Origin of the sequence: Staphylococcus coagulans (genome assembly GCF_002901995.1) — a bacterium.
Classification (GTDB): domain Bacteria; phylum Bacillota; class Bacilli; order Staphylococcales; family Staphylococcaceae; genus Staphylococcus; species Staphylococcus coagulans.
Map to the genome: position 1 here is coordinate 19837 of NZ_PPQN01000002.1, position 25704 is coordinate 45540.

Genomic DNA, 25704 nt, shown 5'->3' on the forward strand with positions numbered 1-25704 from the left:
TAGGCGATGAAAAAGTCAATTGTGCTTGTTTTAGGTTTATCGCTTGTGTTAACAGCGTGTTCACCTGTTAATGATAAAGATTCCAAATCTTCAAAGCAAAACACCGAATCTCAACAACAAGATCGTAATAAAGTGAAACAAATTGCGACTGATAAAGATGTTCAAGGAGACGATTACCGAACAATCCTTCCTTTTAAAGAAAGTCAAGCGCGTGGTCTTATTCAAGAAAATATGGCGAATAGCTATAATGGAGAAAATTTTGAAGATGGTCTGCTTGATATTAGTAAAACGGTCTATCCGACTGATGATTATCTTTATCAAGATGGTCAATATTTAGACAAAGATACCATTAAAGCCTATCTTAAGCCTAAATATACAAAAAAAGAATTGGATAAAATGAGTGATAAAGAAAAGAAAGAGAAAAACGCGACTGAAAACTTAGGTTTAAACCCTTCAGTAAATGGCGAAACAGATGAAGAAAAAATCGCTAAAAATTCGCCAGCATATCTCTCTAACATCCTAGAGCAAGATTATTATGATAATGGCGATACGAAAGGAAATAATATTAAGGGTATGACTATAGGTCTTGCGATGAATAGTATTTATTACTATCAAAAAGAAAAATATGGTGAGACCTACAATGAAAAGTTAGACAAAAAAGAAGTTAAAGAAAAAGGTCAAGAAATGGCGGAGGAAATTCTATCAAGACTGAGAGAAAATGAAGACTTGAAAGATATACCAATTACATTTGCTGTTTACATCCAGTCTGGACAAGAAGACATTATACCCGGCCATTTTGTAAGTTATGCCACTTCAGAAGAAAATGGCTCTAAATTATCTGAATGGCAAAAATTAGATCAAAAAACTGTTTTACTACCTTCAGGGGATGCTGAAGATTTAAATGAAAATTTAAATGCGAACTTCAAAGACTTTAACAATAGTCTACAATCTTATTTTTCTAACTTTACACAGGCAGTTGGTAAAGCAGAATTTAAACATAAAAAAGTAAAAAAACTTGTAGTGGATTTACCTATTGACTATTATGGCAAGGCTGAGTTAATTGGTATTACACAATATGTAACACAATTGGCGGAAAAAGACTTCAAAGCAGTCGATAATTACGAAATTCATATTAAAGATGGAAGTGAATCACGCGCACTTATTTCAAAAACAAAAGATGATAAATCGCCTCAAATTCATATTTATCAAAATTAACGTTATGATGAGACTCTTGAGGAAACAGGGCAAGCTGAAGACTACAGGCTGAGGCTGTCCCCTAGGAAAGCAAAGTCATTCGATAAGAAGTTTTATATCAAAAGGAAGCGCCAAGATGATTGTCTATTAATAATCATCTTAGCGCTTCCTCTTTATATTGGGATTTATTTCCCAGATGCTTTATATAATGAATAGTGTGTATGAGGCAATGAAGCGTTATTGATGTGCTTTCGCTTCTTGAAGTTGACGTTTGACTTCGTTTAAGTCTTGTTCAACAAAATCACCTGGTTTTTTCGTAACTTTTGAGACGAGTATTGTAACAATTAAACTTGCTAGAAAACCTGGAACGATCTCATATAAATTAAAGAAGTCATTGAACTTTCCATAAGGATGTGCAAAGACAATCCATAATATCACTGTGAGTGCACCAGCAATCATACCACTGATTGCGCCTGTTCGAGACAATCCTTTCCAATAAAGAGATAAAATCATTAAAGGACCAAATGCAGCACCAAAACCTGCCCACGCATTTCCTACTAAATTTAAAATCGTATCATTTGGTGTCCATGCAATTGCAATAGCAGCTAATGCTACAATGATTACTGAGATTCGACCGACTAAAACAAATTCTTTTTCATGCTTTTCTGTATCTGCTTTGTCCTGACGAATGAGCTTGTAGAAATCCTCTGTTAACGAACTAGATGTAACGAGTAATTGTGATGAAATTGTACTCATAATGGCTGCTAAAATAGCGGCTAACAAGAATCCGCCTACCAATGGATGGAAGAGGACTTGGCTCATCAATATGAACAAAGTTTCAGGGTCTTTAATTGTGACACCTTGAGCCGGTACAAATGCGATTCCTAATAAACCAACAAATACGGCACCTAATAAACCGACAGCCATCCAGCTAATACCGATACGGCGAGTGAAACGGAATAATTTAATCGAACGGATGGACATGAAACGAACGAGAATATGAGGTTGACCGAAGTAACCTAGTCCCCAAGCAAAGAATGAAATAATACCAATCAAAGTTGTACCACGGAATAAATCGAGGTTTGTCGGTTTCATCTCTGCGATGGAATGAAAAGTATCTAATCCGTTAAGTTTAAGTAAGACGACAATTGGCACCATGACCATTGCCACTAACATGATGACCCCTTGGAAGAAATCTGTAATTGAAACAGCAAGATAACCACCAAAGAAAGTATAGAGAATGACAATGACAGCGATAAGCACGAGGCCAGTATGATAATTTAAGCCAAATGCACTATCGAATAACTTTCCTCCTGAAACAAGTCCAGCATGCGTATAAAGTGTAAAGAAAACAACAATAATTAAACCAGAAATAATTTTAATTAAATTGGATTGATCGTTTAATCGGTTTTTAAAAAAGTCTGGCAATGTAATCGCATCGCCCGCTATTTCAGTGTGTACACGTAATCTTGGTGCAACGACTAAATAGTTAATATAAGCACCTAAAGTTAAACCGATGGCAAGCCACAACGCGGACAAACCTGTTGAGTACACTTCTCCCGGCAACCCCATAATCATCCAACCACTCATGTCGGATGCACCAGCAGATAATGCTGTGACCCACGGTCCAATATTTCTGCCACCTAACATGTATTCACTTAAGTTGCTTGTTGCTTGTTTGTATCCGTAGTAGCCAATGCCAAGTAAGATGGCAAAATAGATGATAATCATGATGTATGTTTGCCAGTCTGGATTGACTTGGCTAGATAAAGTAGAACCAACTAAAAACATATGAATCCTCCCCTTTTGATTTAAGTGACATATGGTTTATTATACAGAATAAAAAATGAATGAACAGCAGTATTTCGCTTTTTAAGATAAAAACAATTTCGAAATATGTTGGGAACAGTTGGTGATTATGAATCGATTGTATTATTCATTATAAAATAGTTTAGCGGACGACTTGGAATCGACTAATTAAAACGTTTGAATTTTGACCGACCAAAGCTAAAGAGGGATAGCTTAGATAAAAAAATCAAATTAAAGGCCAGTAAATGGTTTAATGAACTTTGAAATATTTTAGATTTTTAGCTTAGAATTTGGTACAATTTATAGATAAAAGAGTATTTTTAAGGAGGCTATATCATCATGGCTGAAATTACCAAAGACCAGGTTGCACATATTGCTAATCTTGCGCGTTTAAATGTGACTGAAGAAGAAACAAGTGATATGCAGCAAACATTAGAAGGTATTTTAAATTTTTGTCATCAAATTGATGCTGTCGATACAGAAGAAGTGAAACCAACGCATCATGTATTAGATCTACAAAATGTTTTACGTGAAGACGTGGCAGGACAAGGGTTGCCACAAGAAAAAGTATTGAGTAATGCAAAAGAAGTTGAGGCTGGACAATTTAAAGTACCGGCAGTTATGAATGGGGAGGACGCATAAATATGAGCATCCGTTATGAGTCTATTGAAAATCTGCAAAAGATGATCAAGGAGAATCAAATTAAGCCTTCAGAAATTGTGAAAGATATTTATCAAGCAATCGAAGAAACTGATCCTACAATCCAATCATTTTTAGCGTTAGATAAAGAAAATGCAATTAAAAAAGCCGAAGAATTAGATGAATTACAAGCGAAAGGCGAAATCAATGGTAAATTGTTTGGTATTCCAATGGGTATCAAAGACAATATTATCACAGAAGGTCTTGAGACAACTTGTGCAAGTAAAATGTTAGAAGGTTTTGTACCGATTTATGAGTCTACAGTGATGAAAAAGTTGCATCATGAAAATGGTGTGTTAATCGGTAAAGTCAACTTAGATGAGTTTGCTATGGGTGGATCTACAGAAACGTCTTACTTCAAAAAAACTGTTAACCCATTCGATCATAAAGCTGTACCTGGTGGCTCTTCAGGAGGTTCAGCAGCAGCAGTCGCAGCTGGTTTGGTGCCATTCACATTAGGTACTGACACAGGAGGTTCTATCCGTCAACCTGCAGCCTACTGTGGTGTTGTTGGTTTGAAACCTACTTATGGTCGTGTTTCTCGTTACGGCCTTGTCGCATTTGCCTCATCGTTAGACCAAATTGGTCCAATTACAAGAAATGTGAAAGATAATGCGCTTGTTTTAGAAGCCATCGTTGGTGAAGACGAAATGGATTCAACAAGTGCACCAGATGGATCAACTGATTTCACATCAGAAATTGGGCAAGATATTAAAGGAATGAAAATAGGTTTACCTAAAGAATATATTGGCGAAGGTGTCGACCCAGAAGTCAAAGAAGCGGTATTGAAAGCGGTAGAAACGTTTAAATCTTTAGGTGCAATTGTTGAAGAAGTATCATTACCTAGAACATCTTATGGTATCCCTTCTTACTATGTGATTGCCTCAGCGGAAGCATCATCTAACTTAGCACGTTTTGATGGTATTCGTTACGGTTACCACTCTAAAGAAGCACAAACATTAGAAGAATTATACAAACTTTCAAGAAGTGAAGGTTTCGGTCAAGAAGTAAAACGTCGTATTTTATTAGGTACGTATGTATTAAGTTCAGGCTATTATGATGCCTATTATAAAAAAGCACAAAAAGTCCGTACATTAATCAAACAAGATTTTGAAAGTGTATTTGAAGACTATGATGTTATTTTAGGACCGACAACACCAACTGTCGCATTTGATATTGGAGCTGAAATCAACGATCCATTGACAATGTACGCAAACGATTTGTTAACTACGCCTGTCAACTTAGCAGGTTTACCTGGTATCTCTATACCTTGTGGTTTAGCAGAAAATGGTCGTCCTATCGGTTTACAAATTATTGGTAAGCCATTTGATGAAAAAACAGTTTACCGTGTGGCACATCAATACGAAACGCAATTTAATTTACACGATCAATATCAAAAATTATAAGGAGTGGCAATCAATGCATTTTGAAACAATAATCGGACTTGAAGTCCATGTTGAATTGAAAACAGACTCAAAAATGTTTTCGAATGCACCAGTAGCATACGGTGCTGAGCCAAATACAAACACAACCGTGATCGATTTAGGTTATCCTGGTGTCTTACCAACGGTTAACCGTCGTGCAGTGGACTGGTCAATGCGTGCAGCGATGGCCTTAAATATGGAAATTGCTACAGAATCTAAGTTTGACCGTAAAAACTATTTTTACCCAGACAATCCAAAAGCCTATCAAATCTCTCAATTAGATCAACCTATTGGAGAAAATGGTTATATTGATATTGAAGTGAACGGTGAAACAAAACGTATTGGTATTACAAGATTGCATATGGAAGAAGATGCAGGGAAATCAACACATAAAAACGGCTACTCACTTGTTGACCTAAACCGTCAAGGGACACCTCTTGTTGAAATCGTTTCAGAACCTGATATTCGTTCACCAGAAGAAGCATATGCTTATTTAGAAAAATTACGTTCTATCATTCAATATACAGGTGTATCTGACTGTAAAATGGAAGAGGGTTCGTTACGTTGTGATGCGAACATCTCTCTACGACCTTACGGACAAGAAAAATTTGGTACAAAAGCCGAATTGAAAAATTTAAATTCATTTAACAATGTTCGTAAAGGTTTAGAATATGAAGTTAAACGCCAAGAAGAAGAACTCTTAAATGGTGGCGAAATTCTACAAGAAACACGTCGTTTCGAGGAATCAACAGGTAAAACAATTTTGATGCGTGTTAAAGAAGCATCAGATGATTATCGTTATTTCCCAGAACCAGACATCGTGCCATTGTACATTGATGAAGACTGGAAAGCGCGTGTTCGTGCCTCAATCCCTGAACTTCCAGATGCACGTAAAGATAAATATGTGAAAGAATATGGTTTACCTGAATACGATGCACACGTTTTAACATTAACAAAAGAAATGTCTGACTTCTTTGAAGAAGCAGTGGCTGAAGGTGCAGAAGTGAAGCTCATTTCAAACTGGTTAATGGGCGGGGTTAATGAATATTTAAATAAAAACCAAATTGAATTACAAGATACAGCACTTACACCATCGAACTTAGCAGGCATGATCAAATTGATTCAAGATGGTACGATGAGTAGTAAGATTGCGAAAAAAGTATTCCCTGAATTAGCTAAAAATGGTGGGGATGCTAAGCAAATCATGAAAGATAAAGGGCTTGTTCAAATTTCAGATGAAGGTGAAATTCTTAAATTTGTTCAAGAGGCAATTGCAAGTAATCCACAATCTGTTGAAGACTTTAAAAACGGAAAAGGAAAAGCGATGGGCTTCTTAGTAGGTCAAATCATGAAATTATCTAAAGGACAAGCTAATCCACAATTAGCAAACCAATTGTTAAAACAAGAATTAGAAAAGCAATAAGGGTTTAATTTCAATATAAAAAACGGGACTGGGTTTTCACGCTCAGCCCCGTTTTTTATATTAAAAAAAGACTTCCTCAAGTACAAACGTATTATCTAAAATTTAGTCTTAAAATCATAAATGTCCTATCTACTTTTTAAAAACCGATTGTTAGATTATAGATTCTTTTTAAAAAGCATATATACCCCATACACAGATGTATTAACAAGAAATGGTATTAAACAATAAGTAAAAATGACAAAAAAATCTCCATCGGCTTTCAAAATAAAGAAAAACAATATAAGTGAGAAACAGCTAATTATCAGTCCTAAAAAAGGTAAGCTTCTCATATAAATATCCAAATTTTCCTTCGCCTTTTTCACTAAGTTACCTCCGATATTCATTTCATTGCAGAAATTCTTAAATAATGTTTATACACAAAAAATACATGATTAATTATATTTAATCAAATAAAATCATAACTATAAACTAGTTTCAAATAATTAATCTTGAAATAAAGGTTGATAATATACCAAATGTTTTAAGTGCATAGAAATAGTTAGATTTACAGCATCAAAAGCCTTTAACGTCAACCTTAAATGTCTATGTGTGATGGGAACAATAGAGGAGCAGTCGCTACTTTGAATAAATTTGATTAAATTTAGACGTTTTTAGCTTTCAATACAACAATGTTTACTATAATATAAGTTGTGAGTACTGAAAAATTGAGGGATAGAAATGAGAAAACGCGCGAGAATAATTTATAATCCTACATCAGGAAAAGAAATGTTTAAACGAGCTTTGCCTGACGTGCTTGTTAAAATGGAACAGGCTGGTTATGAAACAAGTGCCTATGCCACACAAAGGGTAGGCGATGCAACGGAAGAAGCTGCGCGAGCTATAGATGCGCATTATGATTTGTTAGTTGTTGCAGGTGGTGACGGGACATTAAATGAAGTCGTGAATGGTATTGCCGAAAAGCCACAACGTCCTAAGCTTGGATTGATTCCTATGGGAACAGTTAATGACTTTGGAAGAGCGCTCCATTTACCTACAGATATATTTGAAGCGGTTGATGTCATTTTGGAAGGCAAAACAGTTCAAGTCGATATTGGAAAAATGAATAGTCGCTATTTTATTAATTTAGCGGGTGGCGGAAAAATCACAGAGGTTTCGTACGAGGCACCTAGCAAGTTAAAATCAATAGTTGGCCCATTTGCATATTACATTAAAGGATTTGAAATGTTGCCACAGATGCATGCGGTTGATGTCCGAATTGAATATGATTCACATGTTTTTGAGGGTGAAATTATGTTGTTCCTACTTGGATTAACGAATTCAATGGCAGGATTTGAAAAACTAGTGCCGAATGCCAAATTAGATGACGGTAAATTTACTTTATTAATTGTGGAAAAAGCAAATTTAGCTGAACTCGGTCATATTATGACTTTGGCTTCTAGAGGGGAACATATTAAACATCCAAAAGTACACTACCATAAGGCACAGTCGATTAATATTTCTTCGTTCAGCGATATGCCATTAAATGTAGATGGTGAGTACGGGGGTCAGTTACCTGCGAACTTTTTAAACTTAGTCCGTCATATCGAGGTCTTTTCGCCAGGGCAAGATCGCAATGAATTACTGATTGACGAACCGACGCAGTCTGAATAAAATGGATGAAGTGTTACCATCGTATCGTGTTATACTATCTTGATGAAGCAACACATCAACGTGGGGTGGAATTTTAAATCTAGTGTTAGATTTGATTCCACTCCTTTATCTTTGGTTAAAAGGACTTCTAATTCGAAAAAGTGAGTTGAATAACATGGGTTTAGTCAAAAAAAATGAAGTTTATGAAGGGGAAGTTGTGGATCTCACACATGAAGGACATGGTGTAGTCAAAAAGGAACGTTATCCGATATTTATTCCACAAACTTTAGTCGATGAGAAAATAAAATATAAAGTTATTAAAGTTAAAAAGAATTTTGCGATAGGGAAGTTAATAGAAGTTCAATCACCAAGTCAAGACCGTGTCGAACCGCCTTGTGTCTATTATCAACAATGTGGTGGGTGTCAATTACAACATCTTTCTTATGAAGCGCAGTTGGAGATGAAAAGAAAACAAGTGATTAATCTTTTCCATCACAAAGGGAAGATGACACATGTGCCTATTCATCCTACAGTTGGAATGGAGCACCCTTGGCATTATCGTAATAAGTCACAAATTCCTGTAGGTACAGGGCGTCATAATGAAGTCGAAATGGGATTTTATCGTCAACGCAGTCATCAAATTATTGATATGGAACAGTGTCTCATTCAATATGATGATCAAAATGAAATGATGAATATGGTGAAGGATTTATTGAAAAAATATCACATCGCGCCTTATGATGAACAACAACATAAAGGATTAGTCCGTCATTTAGTTGTTAGAAAAGGCTATTATACACAAGAGATTATGGTTATCTTTGTGATAAATGGGACGAAACTTCCATATCAAGATGAAATTGTAGCGGCATTAACACAAAAATTTAAAAATATAAAAAGTATCAAGTTGAACTTTCAACATGATCGATCCAACGTGGTTATGGGAAAAACATCTCGTACAATCTATGGTCAAGAAATCATTGAAGATCAATTGGAACAACTTACTTTTGAAATTGGAGATTTGTCATTCTATCAAATTAATGTCACACAAACACAAAAGTTATACGCGAAAGCACTCGAATATGCTAAGTTAACAGGTCGTGAAACTGTGCTAGATGCATATTGTGGCATAGGGACAATTGGCTTATTTATGGCGCCACATGCGAAACATGTGTATGGGGTAGAGGTGGTACCTGAAGCGATTGAAGATGCGCAACGAAACGCACAAAAAAATCATATTTCTAATACGACATTTGTTGCGGGTGCTGCTGAAGATGTTATCTTGAAGTGGCAGAAAGAAGGTATTCAACCCGATGTTGTTACCGTCGATCCCCCTCGTAAAGGCTGTGACGAAACATTTATTCAGACTTTGAATCAACTTGCACCTCAACGCATTGTATATGTCTCTTGTAATCCAAGTACGCAGTTAAGAGATATCGAAAGTCTCACCGATCAATATGAATTAAAAGAGATAACGCCAGTAGATATGTTTCCTCATACAACACATGTTGAAACTATGGCACTTTTAGAAAGAAAATAGGGCTTTAGTCGCTACAACTGTATACAATTGTAAGTTATAATAGAGATAACAGATACATCATAAGAGGGTGAATGCATGTATAGAATTGACCTTTTTCATAATAGGCAAGTGATGAAGCGCTTCTTATTGCTTCAGGTTATAGTTGTGTTAGCTTTTATCGTATTGAGTTATAAATGGGCGATGATTGTCACTACAATTCAAGAACAACGCTTTTTTACAAATATAATTATCGGTATTTTAGGTTTTTTGGTTATCGTTTGTTTTCATGAGGGGATGAAAACATTACTTTTTAAGATGATTTCAAATGAACAATCACGTTCCTATCAACTGAAAAACGGTGTACTTTTAACATTTTTGCCTGAGTATTTCTTTAATCGAATTACGTTTTTAACGGTAATGTTACTGCCATCCGTTTTAATTTGTTTATTGTTATTTGTTATTTTCATCAACCTGCCTTATACATCTGTTATATTTGTTTTTGCGATTTACATGGGTTATTGTTTAATTTCTTTTTACCTTGTTTTTATCGCGTTGAAAGATAAAAAAGCACAGTATTTTGAAATGACAGAAGACGGATTAATATTATATCAACAGAAGCCAACGCACTATACAAATAAAATGAATGATTAAAATCTTCAATGATAAATGCACATGTGAAGATCAACAATCGACCACACTAAAACGAACGGCATGTCACAGTGCACCGTTCATTAAAGTGTAGTCGATTTTTATTATGAAATGAGTTATAAAGTCAATGGGTCTAACATCATTATCCAGGGGAATTCCGAAGCTAATTAGATATTTATTTTTGCTGTGTCTTAGCAAATTTTCGTACTTTAATCTCTGTGGTGATAACGATGATAAAAGTGATGAAGATAATGACAAAAGCTTGTATGATGATTGATGTTTCTTGAATAAAGTGAAGCAAATCATAAATCAACCAACCGATGCCGATAATGAGTGAAATTATATTGATCTTGAGAAAATCCTTTAAAAATTGGCGCTGAGCAAATAGCCAAATTTCTTTCGATTTTAATGTCGTAGGCGTTCTAAAACCAATCCATAGGTTGGGTTGATCACCAATATGATTTTTTAGCGCAAAGTGTATTAATTTTATAACGAGTAAATAAATCAAATTGATGACTGTTAATAACATAGGTTTCCATCTCCTTTGTTAGGTAGGCTGTATAGTTGCTAATCTCTATTATTATAGTATTTTTTAGCAACTTATAGCATAATTATTTTTGGTAATTGGGCGATTGGTTTTAATTTGTTTTTTAATATTAAATGTTTTGATGTAACTATAATCATATTTGTCTAAGTAAATAGAGCGCGATTTTCACGAGTTAGATTTAAAGAGCCAGTCAAATTGATAGAACAAAACAAATCTATCCGTTTAAATTAAAGTATGTGAAGGAAAGCGATGGATGAGAGGAGGGTGTTATATGGGCGAGCGTCGTATTATTCATATTGATATGGATTTCTTTTTTGCACAAGTGGAAGTACGTGACCATCCAAAATTACGAGGAAAGCCTGTTATTGTGGGTGGAAAAGCAAGTGGTCGGGGTGTGGTTTCTACAGCATCTTATGAAGCTAGAGCTTTTGGTGTACATTCAGCCATGCCTATGGCGAGAGCCCACCAGTTATGCCCGGACGGTTATTATGTTACGCCGAGATATGAAGTGTATCGAGAAGTTTCTCAACAAATTATGGATATATTTAAAAGTTATACAGATCAAGTGGAACCTTTGTCTTTAGATGAGGCTTTTTTAGACATTACTGATTTAGTACGACCCGACCTTCCTGCATCTCGTATCGCTCAATTTATACGGCGAGACATTTATGAGAAAACGAAGCTGACTTCAAGCGCAGGTGTCTCATATAATAAGTTTCTTGCCAAATTAGCCAGTGGGATGAATAAACCCAATGGACTCACAGTCATTGATTATGACAATGTACATGATATTTTAATGGGGTTAGATATCGGTGATTTTCCAGGTGTAGGGAAGGCATCAAAAGTGAAGATGCAACAGCATGACATTTTTAATGGAAAAGATTTATATCAAAAATCAGAAAGAGAGCTTGTGCAACTTTTTGGAAAGAAAGGCCAACATCTTTATGAGCGTGTACGGGGGCGTGATCAGAGAAGTGTTAAATCAGAGCGGATTCGGAAAAGCGTGGGGGCAGAACGTACTTTTTCAATCGATACGAATGATGACGAAGAGATATTACAAAAAATTGAAATGCTGTGTGATAAAATTGCCGAGCGACTGGAAAAATTGAATCAAGCGGGACGAACTGTGACAGTGAAAATTAAGACGGATCGCTTTGAAAATTATTCCAAACAACGAAGTTTAAATACACCAGTCAGAGAAGCGGAAGACATTTATCAAGTGGCTTACGAACTTTATTATGAGCTTAAAGAAGCAGATACACCGATTCGATTAATCGGGGTCACAGTCGGTAGTTTGCAAGATGCGTTTTTTCGAAATATGACCATTTATGATTATTTATAATGAATCTTTATCGGTCAGTTGTTTACCGTAAATTTGAAGCACATTTTCTAAACTCGGATAGTGTTTTAAAAGGCGATAAGTAATCATGGCACATGCTTTAGCATCATTTAAAGCGTCATGGTGACCATGAAAATCCAATTTAAAATGTGACATCATATGTTTAAGTCCGTGTCGTTTGGAAGCAACAGTACGTTTTGATAATTGATAAGAACAAAAGTAAGTCATTGCAGGCGTTTGTATATTTGCAGCTTGAATGCTAGCATGCAATACAGACATATCAAATGCAGCATTGTGCGCGACAACAGGTAAATTATCTATAAATTGCAACATATAAGGATACACATACGCAAAATCAGGTGCATCTTGTACATCGCTTTGATGAATACCATGTATTCTAATATTTTGCGGTGAGAAGTAATCTTTCGGATTGACTAATGTGTAAAATGTTTCAGTCAGCTGATTATCAATCACTTTGACCATACCCACTGAACAAATGCTTGTTCTTTTATAATTGGCAGTTTCAAAATCGAGTGCTACAAAGGCATTACTTGCCATGTCATTCAACTCCGTTAAAAAAGATATATAAATATTAACATAATCTAAGAAATCATAAAAATAATTTTCATAATGATAGATTGCATGATGAATATAAATAAGACATCCATCAAAACAATAGCGTAGAGATGGATGTCTCATTTAATTTTAAAAGTTTCGCATGATAAAAATATAAATCGTTGTTTAACAGCAACCGACTTTGCTGAATATAACTGATTCTTATTTCAATTATGCTTGGTCGTTAAATCGACGTGAAGCTAATTCTTTTTCGTATAGGTAAAGGGTATTTGCATCATCGCCAATACGTTTTAAATAATCGATATGCGTTTCAAACATCGCTTCTTCTTCAACTTGTTCATCTAAGAACCAGTTTAAAAATGAAATTGTGGCATAATCTTTTTCTTCACGTGCGATTTCAGAGAGTTCATAAAAATGTTTTGTGACATGTTGTTCTTGTTTGAGTCCATCTTCAAACGTTTCAAGTATAGAATTAAAGTCAACTTTAGGTGCATTCAAGTCACTGAATACAGCTTTTTCACCACGATCATTGATGTAATCATAAATTTTTTGACCGTGAAAACGTTCTTCTTTAGCTTGTTCTATATAAAAATTTGCAAAGCCCTCATAAGAATGATAGTCACAATATGCAGCCATAGCCATATACGCATGAGCTGCAAAATATTCATGATTCATTTGTTGATTTAAAGCATCTAGTAATTTTTGATTTAACATAAAAGTCACCCCATTGTAAGATTGTGCCCCACAGACATTTTACCTTTTTTAACCCATTGATGCAAAAATGCAATTCGAGTGGGTGACGATAAATATATCCTAAAAATAGGGACGTTAATCTTCATCGTTTAATTTATTTTGTAAAATCGCGCGTCATGGTATAATGTTTTAAGTAAATTGGAGGAGAAAGTGCTATGAGACAATGGACAGCAATTCATATGGCAAAACTTGCCAGAAAAGCAAGTCGTGCAACAGGCCGAAAAGGGACAGATTTGCCAGGTCAAGTTGCGAGAAAAATTGATAAAGATATTTTACGTAAATTAGCAGGTCGTGTTGATGAAGTTGTATTTGTGAGTGGCACAAATGGTAAAACGACGACCTCTAATTTAATCGGTCATACATTAAGAGCGAATAACATTGAAATTATTCACAATAATGAAGGAGCAAACATGGCAGCTGGCATCACTTCAGCTTTCATTGTTCAATCTTCAAATCAAACAAAAATTGCAATTATAGAGATTGACGAAGGTTCAATACCTCGTGTTTTAAAGGAAATGACGCCAACGAAAATGGTTTTTACTAATTTTTTCAGAGATCAAATGGATCGTTTTGGAGAAATTGACATTATGGTGAACGGTATTATTTCAGCGATTCAAGGTAAAGGTATTCATCTGTTATTAAATGCAGATGACCCGTTCGTCAGTCGCTTGAAAATTGCGAGTGATCACGTCACTTATTACGGAATGAAAGCGCATGCGTATACGTTTGAACAGTCTACGATGAATGAAAGTCGTTACTGTCCGAATTGTGGGGCGCTTTTAAACTATTCCCATATTCATTATAATCAGTTGGGTCATTATACATGTCGATGCGGTTTCAATCGCCAAACCCCAAAATACGAAGTGAAATCATTTGCAATTGATCCTTTTATTAAAATGAATGTCAATGATGCGACATTTGATATGAAAATAGCTGGGGATTTTAACGCGTATAATGCGTTAGCGGCCTATACAGTTTTAAAAGAGCTTGGTTTAGATAATGAAGCTATTAAAAAAGGTTTTGAAACATATACGTCTGATAATGGTCGAATGCAGTATTTCGAAAGAGGTACAAAAAAAGCGCTCATTAATTTAGCTAAAAACCCTGCAGGTATGAATGCTTCCATTGCGATGGGAGAGAAATTAAATGAATCTAAAGTATATGTAATCAGTTTAAATGATTTTGCGGCAGATGGTAAAGATACATCATGGATTTATGACGCCGATTTTGAAAAGTTAAGCGAGCAAGAAATTGAAGCGATTATTGTGACAGGGGCAAGAGCGGAAGAATTACAATTACGCTTAAAAATTGCGGAAGTAAATGTTCCAATTATTCTTGAAAAAGATATCTATAAAGCTACAGCAATGACTATGAATTATGATAGTTTTACAGTTGCGATTCCAAACTACACGTCTTTAGCACCAATGCTTGAACAATTAAATCGCTCGTTTGAGGAGGATGAGCCTAATGCATGAGTTAACGGTTTATCATTTTATGCCAGATAAATTAAATTTATATAGTGATATTGGTAATATTATGGCGCTCAAATATCGAGCAAAACAAAGAAATATTCAACTTCATGTCGTAGATATCAACGATACAAGTGATATTGATTTATCAAAAGCGGACCTGTTTTTTATCGGAGGTGGCAGTGACCGAGAACAAAGCTTAGCGACTGAGTCATTGCGTAAAATAAAAACAGAGTTGAAGACAGCCATTGAAGATGGAATGCCAGGATTGACAGTTTGTGGTGGATATCAATTTTTAGGAGAAAAATATATTACACCAAGCGGTGAAGTACTCGAAGGTTTACACATTCTTGATTTTTATACAGAGGCGAATCAAGAGCGATTGACAGGGGACATTGTAATCGAAAGTGAGACTTTTGGTACGATTGTAGGTTTTGAAAATCATGGTGGACGGACGTATCATCAATATGATGCGCTAGGGACTGTGACCTATGGTTATGGTAATAATGATACAGATAAAAAAGAAGGTCTACATTATAAAAATTTGTTAGGAACCTATTTACATGGTCCAATTTTACCAAAAAACCATGAAATGACGGACTATTTATTGAAAGCTGCTGCAGAACGAAAAGGTATTCCGTTTGAACCCCTTCATATTGATAATGCTGAAGAAGAACAAGCTAAACAAGTATTAATTGACCGTACACGAAAACAAAAATAAGATTGATAAACAATAAAAGCGTGGGATAAGAACTTTCTGAGTTCTACTATCTCACGCTTTTATTGTTAGACTATCTAACGTTTGTTGTCTTAGTTATTTTACCCTGTATCTCAAAAGAAGAAGACGATATATCAACAATATCTCATAAATGGTATGACTTTTAACTTGGTTTTGATCAAAGTCATTTAAACTTTTAACTGAATTTTTAAGTGTTGTAGCCGCCTTTCTTTCTGGCATAAACGTTCCGCATTTGAAAATTTGATCAATGCGTTGAGAAATTGAAATAATAGCGATTTTTTCATCATGACTAAATAACATCATCGCATCTTTTGGTAAATAGATGATGTTGGATAAATGGGTAATCATTAGTCGATTTTCATGTGCCCGGTTGGTTAATTTACGAAGACGCAACCATTCTTCAGAGTGATTTCTTTCTTTATGATATTTCAATTCATCACGTTGATAACCTAAAAGTTCTTCAATACGGGTGTTTAACACATGAAGTGCTTCGACTGCTTTATCACTTTTATCGGATTGAAATAAACCTAACATAAGTTCCTTCATCCGTTCATCAAATAAATGATATATTTCTCTTTCAGATTTTTCGATTAAGGCATCAATTTGATTGTAATATTTGGGAGGCATAATCACAAAGTTGACCAATCCAGCCGTGACTAAGCCTATAATTGCAGTAAGTAAGCGAGAGAAAAAGTTGAATGTATAATTGTCGTGAATATCTGGAATCATCGCTAATGCGGTTAAAGTGGCAACGGTAATTCCCACATGTAAATTAAATCTGATACATAATAAAATAGTAAGTGTCGCAGTTAATCCATATGTAAATGCGGAATCATCGCCCAAAAAATAAGTACAGACGACAGCGATAAATGCGCCCATTACTGTGGCTGGAAGCCTCTTATAGCCTTTTCGAATGGAAGCCTTAACGGTGGGTTCTATTGTCACAACTGCTGATAAAATAGCGAAAATGGGGTTAAGATTCAGTGATAAGCAAAACAATGCAGTTAAAAAAGTGGCTAAGCCGGTTTTAAGTGTGCGGGCACCTACTAAATTTTTGTACCATTTATCCTTCATAATTCAAAATCTCCTGTTCCATAGTTCATTATTAGTATATCAAAAATTTTTTGTTATAATAAGGACTGTATAAATTTTTAAAAGGAACGGGATAAAAATGATAGTAAAAACTGATGAAGAATTACAAGCTTTAAAAGAAATTGGTGCAATTTGCGCAAATATTAGAGATACTATGAAAGCAGCAACAAAACCAGGCATTACAACAAAAGAGCTAGATAATATTGCGAAAGATATGTTTGAAGCTTCAGGTGCGATTTCTGCACCGATTCATGATGAAAATTTTCCTGGCCAAACTTGTATTAGTGTGAATGAAGAAGTCGCACATGGAATTCCAAGCAAACGTGTGATTCGCGAAGGAGATCTTGTGAATATTGATGTATCTGCACTGAAAAATGGTTATTATGCAGACACAGGTATTTCATTTGTCGTAGGCGAGATAGATCAAGAAATTAAACATAAAGTATGTGAAGTCGCTCAAGAAGCGTTTGATGCTGCCATGAAAAAAGTGAAACCAGGCGCAAAGTTGAGTCAAATCGGGAAAGCTGTTCATGCGACAGCGCGTAAAAATGATTTGAAAGTCATTAAAAACTTAACAGGTCATGGTGTAGGTGAATCTTTACATGAAGCGCCTGCACATGTTTTAAACTATTTTGATCCTCAAGAAAAAACGTTACTCAAAGAAGGTATGGTACTTGCAGTCGAACCTTTTATTTCTTCAAATGCAACTTATGTTACAGAAGGTAAAAATGAATGGGCATTTGAAACTAAAGATAAAAGTTTTGTTGCGCAAATTGAACATACGGTGATTGTCACAAAAGATGGACCAGTATTAACAACAAAAAGCATCGATGCTGAATAGATTGAGACTTAAGTCTTAAATAGAAATGGTTCTGTAGCCTATTCCTTAAGGCGCAGGACCATTTTATAATAGGGGTAACATATGAGGTGATTTGATTATGGTACAACTATTAAGAGCCTATTTTGAAAGATTTTTTTATGAACTTTATCATCAAGTATTCAATCAATATTTAAACCACTTAGATTTGAAAATACATGATATCGACCAAGCTTTGTATTATATGCAACATAAAAAAGTACAGTTACAGTTGATGATTGACAGAAGAACAATTGAATTAGAAAATAAATATATCGATCTGATGGATCAACATCATATTCATTGTGCAAAAAATATTTATGGCGTTGATATTAATACAATTAAAGATGATTTGAACGAAATTGAAAAAGAGTATGCGCAATTAGAAGCATTTTACCAACAGTTGAATGAAGATAAAGATTACGTAAAGAGGGAATGCGATTTACTTCAATTATTGTTACGTGCATACTAGAAAGGTGGAAATATGACACAAAAATATATTTCGACCGAGTTGCTCATTATATTTACTGCTCTTATGATTATAGCCAATTTTTACTATATCTTTTTTGAAAAAATCGGCTTTTTATTCGTGTTATTACTCGGTAGTATTTTAATGTATGTCGGTTATATTTATTTTCATAAAGTGCGTGGATTGCTCTGTTTTTGGATTGGGACGTTAATGATTTTATTTACATTACTATCCAATAAATACACGCTGATTATTTTATTTATTTTTATTATCATCGTAGCGGTACGTTATATTATTTATAAACGTAAACCTTTAGAAATATTATCTACGGATGATACGACTGAAAAACATAGTTTTATTAAACAAAAATGGTTTGGTGACCAAAAAACACCAGTTTATGTGTATAAATGGGAAGATTTGCAAATTCAACATGGCATGGGTGATATTGTAATAGACATGACGAAAGCGGCCAATTTGAAGATGCAAAACCATGTTGTCATTCGTCATATTGTAGGTAAAGTACAAGTCATTGTACCTTTAAATTATAATGTAAAGTTAAATGTTTCTGCATTTTATGGTAAAGTGACGCTCGACCGTCAACAATGTAAAATCGAAAATGACAACATTCAGTTAACCTCACAACATAAAGCTGAAAATTATACCGTTAATATTTTCGTCTCAACATTTATAGGTGATGTTGAGGTGGTTTATCGATGAACCATTACGTTCGTGCCATAGGCTCAATGTTGATTTTAGTCTACAGTATGTTTACTGCTTTTTTCTTTATTGATAAAGTTTTTACTAATATCATTTATTTTCAAGGTATGTTTTATACCCAGATTTTTGGGATTCCCGTATTTATCTTTTTAAATTTAATTGTTATCTTTCTCTGTATTATTGTGGGTAGCGTACTTGCCTATAAAATCAATCAACAAAATGATTGGTTGAAGCAACAAATTGAACGTGCATTTGAAGGGGAAACAGTAGGTATAAATGACCAACATATCGAATTATATAATGAGACGATTGAACTGTATCAGGCCCTTGTTCCTTTAAATCAAGAACTTCATAAAATGCGTATTAAAACTCAAAATTTAACGAACGAATCTTATAATATGAACGATTTGAAAGTGAAAAAAATTATTGAAGATGAGAGACAGCGGTTGGCTAGGGAATTACACGATAGTGTATCCCAACAACTCTTTGCGGCAAGTATGATGTTATCCGCGATTAAAGAAACGGAGTTAACTCCACCGCTAGATCAGCAAATTCCAACTTTAGAAAAAATGGTTCAAGATTCTCAGTTGGAGATGCGGGCGTTATTGTTACATTTGAGACCGATAGGACTTAAAGACCGCTCGTTAGGTGAAGGTATTAAATCATTAGTTACAGATCTACAAAGAAAAGTTCCAATGAAAGTTGTACAAGAAATTGACGAATTTGAAGTGCCTAAAGGGATAGAAGACCACTTATTTCGAATCACTCAAGAAGCAATCTCTAATACATTACGTCATGCTAAAGGAAAACAAGTTACTGTCGAATTGCTCAATCGTGAAGACTATTTATTACTGCGTATTCAAGATGACGGTATCGGTTTTAATGTAGATGACAAATTAGAGCAAAGCTATGGACTTAAAAATATGCGTGAACGTGCAATAGAAATCGGGGCAACATTTCATATCGTTTCATTGCCAGACGCTGGGACGAGAATAGAAGTAAAGGCACCACTTGATAAGGAGGTACATAATGACAATTAAAGTGTTATTTGTAGATGATCATGAAATGGTTAGAATTGGAATATCTAGCTATTTATCCACGCAACCGGATATTGAAGTTGTAGGGGAAGGAGCTTCAGGGAATGAGGCTATTCAAAAAGCACATGAACTTCACCCAGATTTAATTTTAATGGACCTTGTGATGACAGACATGGATGGTGTTGAAGCGACAACACAAATCAAAAAAGATTTACCACACATTAAAGTGGTCATGCTCACAAGTTATATTGAGGATAAAGAAGTCTATCGTGCCCTAGATGCAGGTGTCGATAGTTATATTCTTAAAACGACAAGTGCAAGTGATATTGCGGAAGCGATACGAAAAACGAGTCAAGGCGAGTCTGTATTTGAAGCAGAAGTACTTGTGAAAATGCGAAATCGTATGAAACAAAGAGCGGAATTATATGAGTTATTGACTGAGCGTGAAATGGAAATACTATTATTGATATCAAAAGGATATTCAAACCAAGAAATCGCAAGCGCTTCTCATATTACGATTAAAACAGTGAAAACGCACGTGAGTAATATTTTAAGTAAATTAGAAGTACAAGATCGCACGCAAGCAGTGATTTATGCTTTTCAACATGGATTAATTGAATAATATAGAAAGCGGGACAGAAATCGTTTTGACTTCTGTCCCGCTTGTTTAAAAACATTAGATTGAATTTTTTCCGTAACCATCATGGACAAGATCTAACGCACCAGTGTGCGGATCAATGACTAATCCATGAACAGGTACCTTCTTGTCAAATAGGGGGTGAGAATAAATCATTTGTATATTCTTTTTAACATTTTCATAAACGTCATCAAAGCCTTTTAAAAAGTTAGGAACATCAATGCCAGAGTGCTCTAATATATCAAACGTCTTTTGATCGACACCCCGTTGTTCCATTGTTTTCATAACAGTGTCGACATCAATATTCCCCATACCACAATCTTTATGCCCCATAATAATAATTTCTTCAGCACCCAGTGCATAAATACCAACAAGTAAACTACGCATCGTTGAACCATAAGGATGACTAATTGTAGCACCAGCATTTTTAACGACTTTTAAATCACCGTTTGTAAAACCAAGTGCTTTTGTTGATAAATCTTGTAATCGTGTATCCATACAAGTCAGCAATACAGCCTTTTTAGATGGTGTTTTACTTGTACTATATTGTTCATAAGCTTTGCTTGCCACAAAGTCTTTATTGTATTTTAAAATTTGATCTAATAATGTCACCCTAAGCGCCTCCAATGTGTTTCAAATCCAGTCTTATTTATCGTCAGTTGTTTTAATATGCTTTGAACGTCCCGTATGGGAATGTTCAACTTTTTTAGATTCTGAATCTATTGATGATTTTACATCTTGATTTTGATGTTGTTCAAATTTATCCGACTGTGTCCCATAGTTATTGTACGCAGTCGCTAAATCATCGTCCTTATTGGCCTCAAGTTCATCATACGTTTCTTCTTCAGGTGTTTTTCCTTTAATTACTTTACGCTGATGCATTATCGCATTTACTTCAGCACCAATAATTAAAATGAAGCCAGTGATGTATAACCAAAGCATTAAAACAATGACACCACCGATACTACCATAAGTTTTAGAATAGTTACCAAAGTTTGAAACGTAAAAACCAAAAGCAAGTGTACCTAAAATCCATGCAACTGTTGAAAATAACGCGCCAGGTAGTACGGATTTTAGTTTGATTTTCACATTAGGTGCAACGGTATATAAAATTACAAATACGATAAATATGACTAAAACAGGCAACGCTGTACGAATAAGACTAAATACCCAACGTACTTGCTCGTCTAAACCGAGTGGCCCAAATAACAAGTTCCCGATTTGTTGACCAAAAGTAAATAGAACGAGTGTGACAGGTAGAGTAATTCCAACGAGTAAAGTGAAAAATACTGCTAATGCTTTTGATACGATAAAGTTACGACTATCTTCAACATCATATGCGACGTTAAAAGAATTCATTAACGCAGTGATACCGTTCGAAGCTGTCCACAAAGCCAAAATTAAACCGACTGAGAGCAATCCACCACTAGCATTGCCCATGACATCATTTATGATACTCGTAATGATGGAGGCTGTATCGGCAGGCGCTTTATCTTTAATTTGATCAATAATTGCTTGTCTATCGATATTGAACATTGGAACTAAAGATAAAATAAAGATAAGCATTGGGAACAATGAAAGCATGAAGTAATAAGCCAACTGTGCAGCGAGACCAGAGGCATCATCTTTTCCTATACGATAAATCAAATAACTAACAAAATTAGGGCGGTCAGTATATTTTACTGGTTTGTTTATTCTTGAGACAAAGAAGGTTTGGTTGTCTTTAGATGCTTCTTTAGATTGAAACTGTTGAGGCTTAACATAAATACGGTCTTCTTCAATTTCACCTTTTGCATCGCCTTTACGATTAGGATGCTGCCCTTCATTTTTAGAATGATGGTCATTTGAGAACTTGCTTTTCACCTCATCTACAAGGCTTTTTGATTTTTCTTCGTTTTTTGACATATCGAAGCTCCTTCTTTTGATATTAAAAAAGGCAATCTCTGAGTACATTCTAAAAGAATGCATTGAAATTGCCCGTGATAAGAGCGTAACGCCAACGAACTGTACATGTTTTACGGCATAGAGCGGGTGAGCAACTATAGTCCATCGACAAATGCGTGAAATTCAAACTTCATTTAAATTTCTATTAATCTGGTTATTGTAGCTCACACGTTCATAGCGTTGGCATGCGGTGTTGAAGTTGACGTGAATCTGTTGTGCGCTTATCCCCGCTTATTGTTTAAAAGTATTTACTTATAAACCGATTTGTTTATTGTTTTTACGTTCAACGAATGTATCTTTAGCTTGACGCAATGAACGTTCTAATTCTGGATTGTTACGACGAATTTCATCAATTGTATCTTTCCAATAGAAGAACTCATCTTTCAATTCTGCAAGTTTAGATGGCTCGCTTGAACGTTCACCTGTTTTAATTTGATGAACTGATGATTTAAGTGAACGACGTGTGTTTTTGTCGATCAATGCAATCGCTCCACCAATTGTAGCGCCAATTAAAATCCCCGGTAATAATTTGTTTTGCATAATGTTGTTACTCCTTTCGCGTATCCTGAATAATATAGTCTATTAAATGATCACAAGAAGATTGTATCATCTCATAGACGCCTTCAAAATTATTTGTGTAATATGGATCAGGTACATCTGTTTCTGTCATATCACTAAACTCTAATAATTTAAATAACTTCCCTTTAAGATGAGGATTAATTTTTTTAATATTATCTACATTGCTTTGATCCATTGCAATAATGTAGTCAAAATCATCTTGTGCTGTAAATAATTCACTAATCATACCATCAAATGGGATGTCGTGCGCTTTTAAAATTTTTTGAGTACCCTCATGAGGGGGCTCTCCTAAATTCCATTTGCCCGTTCCTCTTGAGTATACTTCAATGTTGTCAATATTGCGATCTTTAAGGCGTTGACGCATAATTGCTTCAGCCATTGGAGATCGACAAATATTGCCTAAACATACAAAAGCAACTGTTGTCATGTAGATAACCTCCGTGTCCTAATCTATATGCCCATTTTAGCTGTTTTTAAAACAATACGAAAGTAATTCTGTTAAAAATTTTTCAAATATTCGTCACTTTGATAAAATATTGTAGACGAAAGGATGGTAATCATGTCAAAGACAATTGAAGAAATGATTATAGAAATACGCAATCGATTAAACTTAGTAAATCCAGGTTTGATTGATCCAGATAACTACAGCGAATCCCATCGCGAAGATATAGAAGATATTTATGCTTTTGTATCAACAAAAAAGGATTTTACACCTCGTGAAATGTCCGGTATTACAGAGGCATTGGGTGATTTAAGAAAATAGACAATTGGGGGTATTTTAATGACAATTGAAGAAAGATTACAGCAATACGCAAGATTACTCGTCAACGTTGGAATGAACGTTCAGAAAGGACAACCTGTGTTTATAAGAACGACAGTTGAGGCTGTAGATTTTACGAGACGTATCGTAGAAGAAGCTTATCTTGCAGGTGCTTCTGACGTCAGAGTGAAATACGCCGACCCACAACTGAAACGTTATGCATACGAATATGAACCCGCTTCATTTTTTGAAAAAGATGTGAAGGCCTATGATGTAGAAGAACGTATGGATTATGCGAATCGTGGTGCAAGTAACTTAGCACTGATTACCGAAGATCCTAATTTGTTGAATGGCATAGATACGAATAAACTTAAAGCCGCTCAATTAAATCATAGTCATGCTTTTAAATCGTATATGGTGGAATCACAAAAAAATGCATTTCCTTGGGTTGTGGCTTGTTATCCATCAGAAGCATGGGCGCAGCGTGTTTATCCAGATTTAGAGCCACAAGCTGCTTTTACGAAGTTTTTAGATGATATATTGAATATCGTCAGAGTTGATGGAAATGATCCAATCGCCAATTGGGAGCAACATACACAATTATTAAAAGAGAAAGCCGATTACCTTAATGATAAAGCCTATGATGCACTTCATTTTATCTCTGAAGGTACAGATTTAGTCGTTGGCTTGGCGAAAGGTCATATTTGGGAAGATGCAACGAGCTATACACCTGATGGACAAGCATTTATCGCTAATATTCCAACTGAAGAAGTCTTTACAGCGCCTGACTGCCGACACGTGAATGGTACTGTTTCGAATAAATTGCCTTTAAGTTATAATGGTACAATTATTGATGGCTTCAAACTGACATTTAAAGAAGGTCGTGTCGTTGATTTTGAAGCAGCAGAAGGTCAAGAAGTGCTTGCCTCTTTATTAGATACAGATGAGGGCGCACGCCGCTTAGGTGAAGTGGCTTTAGTTCCTGATGATTCACCGATATCTAATCGTAATACTATTTTTTATAATACATTATTTGATGAAAATGCCTCTTGCCATATCGCATTAGGTGCAGCTTATGCTTTTAACCTAAGAGGAGGCACAGAGATGACGAGCGAAGAATTAAAAGCACATGGCTTAAATGATTCGCTTAAGCATGTCGACTTTATGATTGGTAGCCGTGATTTGGATATTTACGGAGTTAAAGCAGATGGATCTGAAGAGTTAGTTTTTAAAGATGGAAACTGGGCAAATTGATATTAAAAGAGGTTTAGAAAATGACAAATGTTGAAAAAAGAGCAATGCAAGATTCAAAAGTATATAAATCTAGACAAGTATTTCCAACAGATACCAATCATCTAGGCACACTGTTTGGCGGTACAATGATGGCCAATATCGATGAAATTGCTGCAATTTGTGCGATGAAGCATGCAAATAATACTGTTGTAACTGCTTCAACGGATTCTGTCGACTTTTTAAAACCGATTAAAAATGGTGATATCATGACTTATATCGCTATGGTATCTTATGCAGGGAGTTCTTCAATGGAGATTTGTGTTCAAATTATGATTGAAGATATTCATAACAATAAGCAAGAGCTAGCGGCATTAAGTTTTTTAACTTTTGTTGCTTTGGATGAGGATGGCAAACCTACAAAAGTACCTGACATCTATCCTGAAACAGAAGCTGAGAAATGGTTCCATGAAACAGCTGAAATACGGGTAAAACGTCGTAAAGAAAGAAGAAAAGAAAGCAAAAAAACATTACAATTTATTTCTGACTTAAAACGTAAGCAGTAAAAACGATTAAATTGAAATAGTATCAATCACGATGATACGCTACTTGAGGATG

The 25704-nt window shown here is 35.1% G+C and carries 27 protein-coding genes; 18 read left to right on the forward strand and 9 right to left on the reverse strand.

Features of this window, described 5'->3' with window-relative positions; genetic code table 11:
• Nucleotides 1-6 precede the first annotated feature (6 nt).
• A complete protein-coding gene (locus CD118_RS00490; RefSeq protein WP_050330529.1) occupies nucleotides 7-1215 on the forward strand; it encodes a CamS family sex pheromone protein in 1209 nt (402 codons plus the stop codon).
• A gap of 216 nt (nucleotides 1216-1431) precedes the next feature.
• On the opposite strand, the gene putP is transcribed toward CD118_RS00490, so the two are convergent.
• Nucleotides 1432-2985: a sodium/proline symporter PutP gene (gene putP, locus CD118_RS00495; protein ID WP_060829670.1), complete on the reverse strand. Its 1554-nt coding sequence runs from the start codon at nucleotides 2983-2985 to the stop codon at nucleotides 1432-1434.
• A 357-nt stretch (nucleotides 2986-3342) separates the two neighbouring features.
• On the opposite strand from putP, the gene gatC reads away from it, so the two are divergent.
• The 6 genes from gatC to CD118_RS00530 all read left to right on the forward strand — a co-directional run bounded on the left by gatC (nucleotide 3343) and on the right by CD118_RS00530 (nucleotide 10345).
• Nucleotides 3343-3645, forward strand: a complete 303-nt coding sequence (gene gatC, locus CD118_RS00500) for an Asp-tRNA(Asn)/Glu-tRNA(Gln) amidotransferase subunit GatC (RefSeq protein ID WP_050345415.1) — start codon at nucleotides 3343-3345, stop codon at nucleotides 3643-3645.
• A gap of 2 nt (nucleotides 3646-3647) precedes the next feature.
• Nucleotides 3648-5108 (forward strand): Asp-tRNA(Asn)/Glu-tRNA(Gln) amidotransferase subunit GatA, encoded by a 1461-nt coding sequence (gene gatA / locus CD118_RS00505; RefSeq protein WP_103356070.1) that lies wholly within the window; start codon nucleotides 3648-3650, stop codon nucleotides 5106-5108.
• 13 nt (nucleotides 5109-5121) lie between these two features.
• Nucleotides 5122-6549 carry an Asp-tRNA(Asn)/Glu-tRNA(Gln) amidotransferase subunit GatB gene (gene gatB / locus CD118_RS00510; protein ID WP_050330535.1) on the forward strand — a complete coding sequence of 476 codons (1428 nt, stop codon included), beginning with the start codon at nucleotides 5122-5124 and terminating at the stop codon, nucleotides 6547-6549.
• Between the two features lie 717 nt (nucleotides 6550-7266).
• On the forward strand, nucleotides 7267-8199 hold the full coding sequence (locus tag CD118_RS00520) for a diacylglycerol kinase (protein ID WP_103356071.1): 933 nt from the start codon (nucleotides 7267-7269) through the stop codon (nucleotides 8197-8199).
• A gap of 154 nt (nucleotides 8200-8353) precedes the next feature.
• A complete protein-coding gene (gene rlmD / locus CD118_RS00525) occupies nucleotides 8354-9715 on the forward strand; it encodes a 23S rRNA (uracil(1939)-C(5))-methyltransferase RlmD (RefSeq protein ID WP_103356072.1) in 1362 nt (453 codons plus the stop codon).
• Between the two features lie 75 nt (nucleotides 9716-9790).
• Complete coding sequence (locus CD118_RS00530; RefSeq protein ID WP_050330539.1) at nucleotides 9791-10345, forward strand: metalloprotease family protein; 555 nt, start codon at nucleotides 9791-9793, stop codon at nucleotides 10343-10345.
• Nucleotides 10346-10517: 172 nt separating this feature from the next.
• Here CD118_RS00530 and CD118_RS00535 read toward each other — a convergent pair whose 3' ends face one another.
• Nucleotides 10518-10871, reverse strand: a complete 354-nt coding sequence (locus CD118_RS00535) for an SdpI family protein (protein WP_060829673.1) — start codon at nucleotides 10869-10871, stop codon at nucleotides 10518-10520.
• Between the two features lie 289 nt (nucleotides 10872-11160).
• On the opposite strand from CD118_RS00535, the gene dinB reads away from it, so the two are divergent.
• On the forward strand, nucleotides 11161-12231 hold the full coding sequence (dinB, locus tag CD118_RS00540) for a DNA polymerase IV (protein ID WP_103356073.1): 1071 nt from the start codon (nucleotides 11161-11163) through the stop codon (nucleotides 12229-12231).
• Here the strand turns inward: dinB and CD118_RS00545 are convergent.
• Together CD118_RS00545 and CD118_RS00550 are read right to left on the reverse strand one after the other, a co-directional pair.
• Entirely contained in the window at nucleotides 12226-12786 is a 561-nt protein-coding gene (locus CD118_RS00545) for a 3'-5' exonuclease (RefSeq protein WP_103356074.1), read from the reverse strand. The two genes, dinB and CD118_RS00545, sit on opposite strands and share 6 nt — an antisense overlap.
• Before the next feature lie 228 nt (nucleotides 12787-13014).
• Nucleotides 13015-13518 (reverse strand): ferritin, encoded by a 504-nt coding sequence (locus CD118_RS00550; protein ID WP_016425518.1) that lies wholly within the window; start codon nucleotides 13516-13518, stop codon nucleotides 13015-13017.
• A gap of 194 nt (nucleotides 13519-13712) precedes the next feature.
• Between CD118_RS00550 and murT the strand changes: the two genes are divergently transcribed.
• Nucleotides 13713-15032, forward strand: coding sequence for a lipid II isoglutaminyl synthase subunit MurT (gene murT / locus CD118_RS00555; protein ID WP_050330543.1), 1320 nt, complete (start codon nucleotides 13713-13715; stop codon nucleotides 15030-15032).
• Nucleotides 15025-15747, forward strand: a complete 723-nt coding sequence (gene gatD, locus CD118_RS00560) for a lipid II isoglutaminyl synthase subunit GatD (protein WP_050345420.1) — start codon at nucleotides 15025-15027, stop codon at nucleotides 15745-15747. Before murT ends, gatD begins: the two co-directional genes overlap by 8 nt.
• Before the next feature lie 93 nt (nucleotides 15748-15840).
• Here the strand turns inward: gatD and CD118_RS00565 are convergent, their stop codons facing one another.
• Nucleotides 15841-16839: an FUSC family protein gene (locus CD118_RS00565; protein ID WP_050345421.1), complete on the reverse strand. Its 999-nt coding sequence runs from the start codon at nucleotides 16837-16839 to the stop codon at nucleotides 15841-15843.
• Between the two features lie 97 nt (nucleotides 16840-16936).
• On the opposite strand from CD118_RS00565, the gene map reads away from it, so the two are divergent.
• The 5 genes from map to vraR all read left to right on the forward strand — a co-directional run bounded on the left by map (nucleotide 16937) and on the right by vraR (nucleotide 20558).
• Complete coding sequence (map, locus tag CD118_RS00570; RefSeq protein WP_103356075.1) at nucleotides 16937-17698, forward strand: type I methionyl aminopeptidase; 762 nt, start codon at nucleotides 16937-16939, stop codon at nucleotides 17696-17698.
• Nucleotides 17699-17795: 97 nt separating this feature from the next.
• Complete coding sequence (locus tag CD118_RS00575; RefSeq protein ID WP_103356076.1) at nucleotides 17796-18185, forward strand: hypothetical protein; 390 nt, start codon at nucleotides 17796-17798, stop codon at nucleotides 18183-18185.
• A 12-nt stretch (nucleotides 18186-18197) separates the two neighbouring features.
• The gene (vraT, locus tag CD118_RS00580; RefSeq protein ID WP_050330548.1) at nucleotides 18198-18899 is read left to right on the forward strand and encodes a cell wall-active antibiotics response protein VraT; all 702 of its coding nucleotides are present in this window, start codon (nucleotides 18198-18200) and stop codon (nucleotides 18897-18899) included.
• Nucleotides 18896-19939, forward strand: coding sequence for a sensor histidine kinase VraS (gene vraS / locus CD118_RS00585; protein WP_050330549.1), 1044 nt, complete (start codon nucleotides 18896-18898; stop codon nucleotides 19937-19939). The genes vraT and vraS overlap by 4 nt, the downstream gene beginning before the upstream one ends.
• On the forward strand, nucleotides 19929-20558 hold the full coding sequence (gene vraR, locus CD118_RS00590; protein ID WP_050330550.1) for a response regulator transcription factor VraR: 630 nt from the start codon (nucleotides 19929-19931) through the stop codon (nucleotides 20556-20558). The genes vraS and vraR overlap by 11 nt, the downstream gene beginning before the upstream one ends.
• Before the next feature lie 54 nt (nucleotides 20559-20612).
• Here the strand turns inward: vraR and CD118_RS00595 are convergent, their stop codons facing one another.
• From CD118_RS00595 to CD118_RS00610, 4 genes are all read right to left on the reverse strand, one after another.
• Nucleotides 20613-21185: a beta-class carbonic anhydrase gene (locus tag CD118_RS00595; RefSeq protein WP_050330551.1), complete on the reverse strand. Its 573-nt coding sequence runs from the start codon at nucleotides 21183-21185 to the stop codon at nucleotides 20613-20615.
• A 33-nt stretch (nucleotides 21186-21218) separates the two neighbouring features.
• On the reverse strand, nucleotides 21219-22478 hold the full coding sequence (locus CD118_RS00600) for a YihY/virulence factor BrkB family protein (RefSeq protein WP_060829677.1): 1260 nt from the start codon (nucleotides 22476-22478) through the stop codon (nucleotides 21219-21221).
• A 291-nt stretch (nucleotides 22479-22769) separates the two neighbouring features.
• Complete coding sequence (locus CD118_RS00605) at nucleotides 22770-23057, reverse strand: YtxH domain-containing protein (protein WP_060829678.1); 288 nt, start codon at nucleotides 23055-23057, stop codon at nucleotides 22770-22772.
• A 7-nt stretch (nucleotides 23058-23064) separates the two neighbouring features.
• On the reverse strand, nucleotides 23065-23523 hold the full coding sequence (locus CD118_RS00610; RefSeq protein WP_050345426.1) for a low molecular weight protein-tyrosine-phosphatase: 459 nt from the start codon (nucleotides 23521-23523) through the stop codon (nucleotides 23065-23067).
• Nucleotides 23524-23655: 132 nt separating this feature from the next.
• On the opposite strand from CD118_RS00610, the gene CD118_RS00615 reads away from it, so the two are divergent.
• The 3 genes from CD118_RS00615 to CD118_RS00625 are packed head-to-tail and all read left to right on the forward strand — an operon-like array spanning nucleotide 23656 to nucleotide 25652.
• Nucleotides 23656-23859, forward strand: a complete 204-nt coding sequence (locus CD118_RS00615; RefSeq protein ID WP_050330555.1) for a DUF1128 family protein — start codon at nucleotides 23656-23658, stop codon at nucleotides 23857-23859.
• 18 nt (nucleotides 23860-23877) lie between these two features.
• Nucleotides 23878-25110 carry an aminopeptidase gene (locus CD118_RS00620; RefSeq protein ID WP_103356077.1) on the forward strand — a complete coding sequence of 411 codons (1233 nt, stop codon included), beginning with the start codon at nucleotides 23878-23880 and terminating at the stop codon, nucleotides 25108-25110.
• 20 nt (nucleotides 25111-25130) lie between these two features.
• Nucleotides 25131-25652 (forward strand): acyl-CoA thioesterase, encoded by a 522-nt coding sequence (locus CD118_RS00625; protein ID WP_060829679.1) that lies wholly within the window; start codon nucleotides 25131-25133, stop codon nucleotides 25650-25652.
• The last annotated feature ends 52 nt before the right edge of the window (nucleotides 25653-25704 follow it).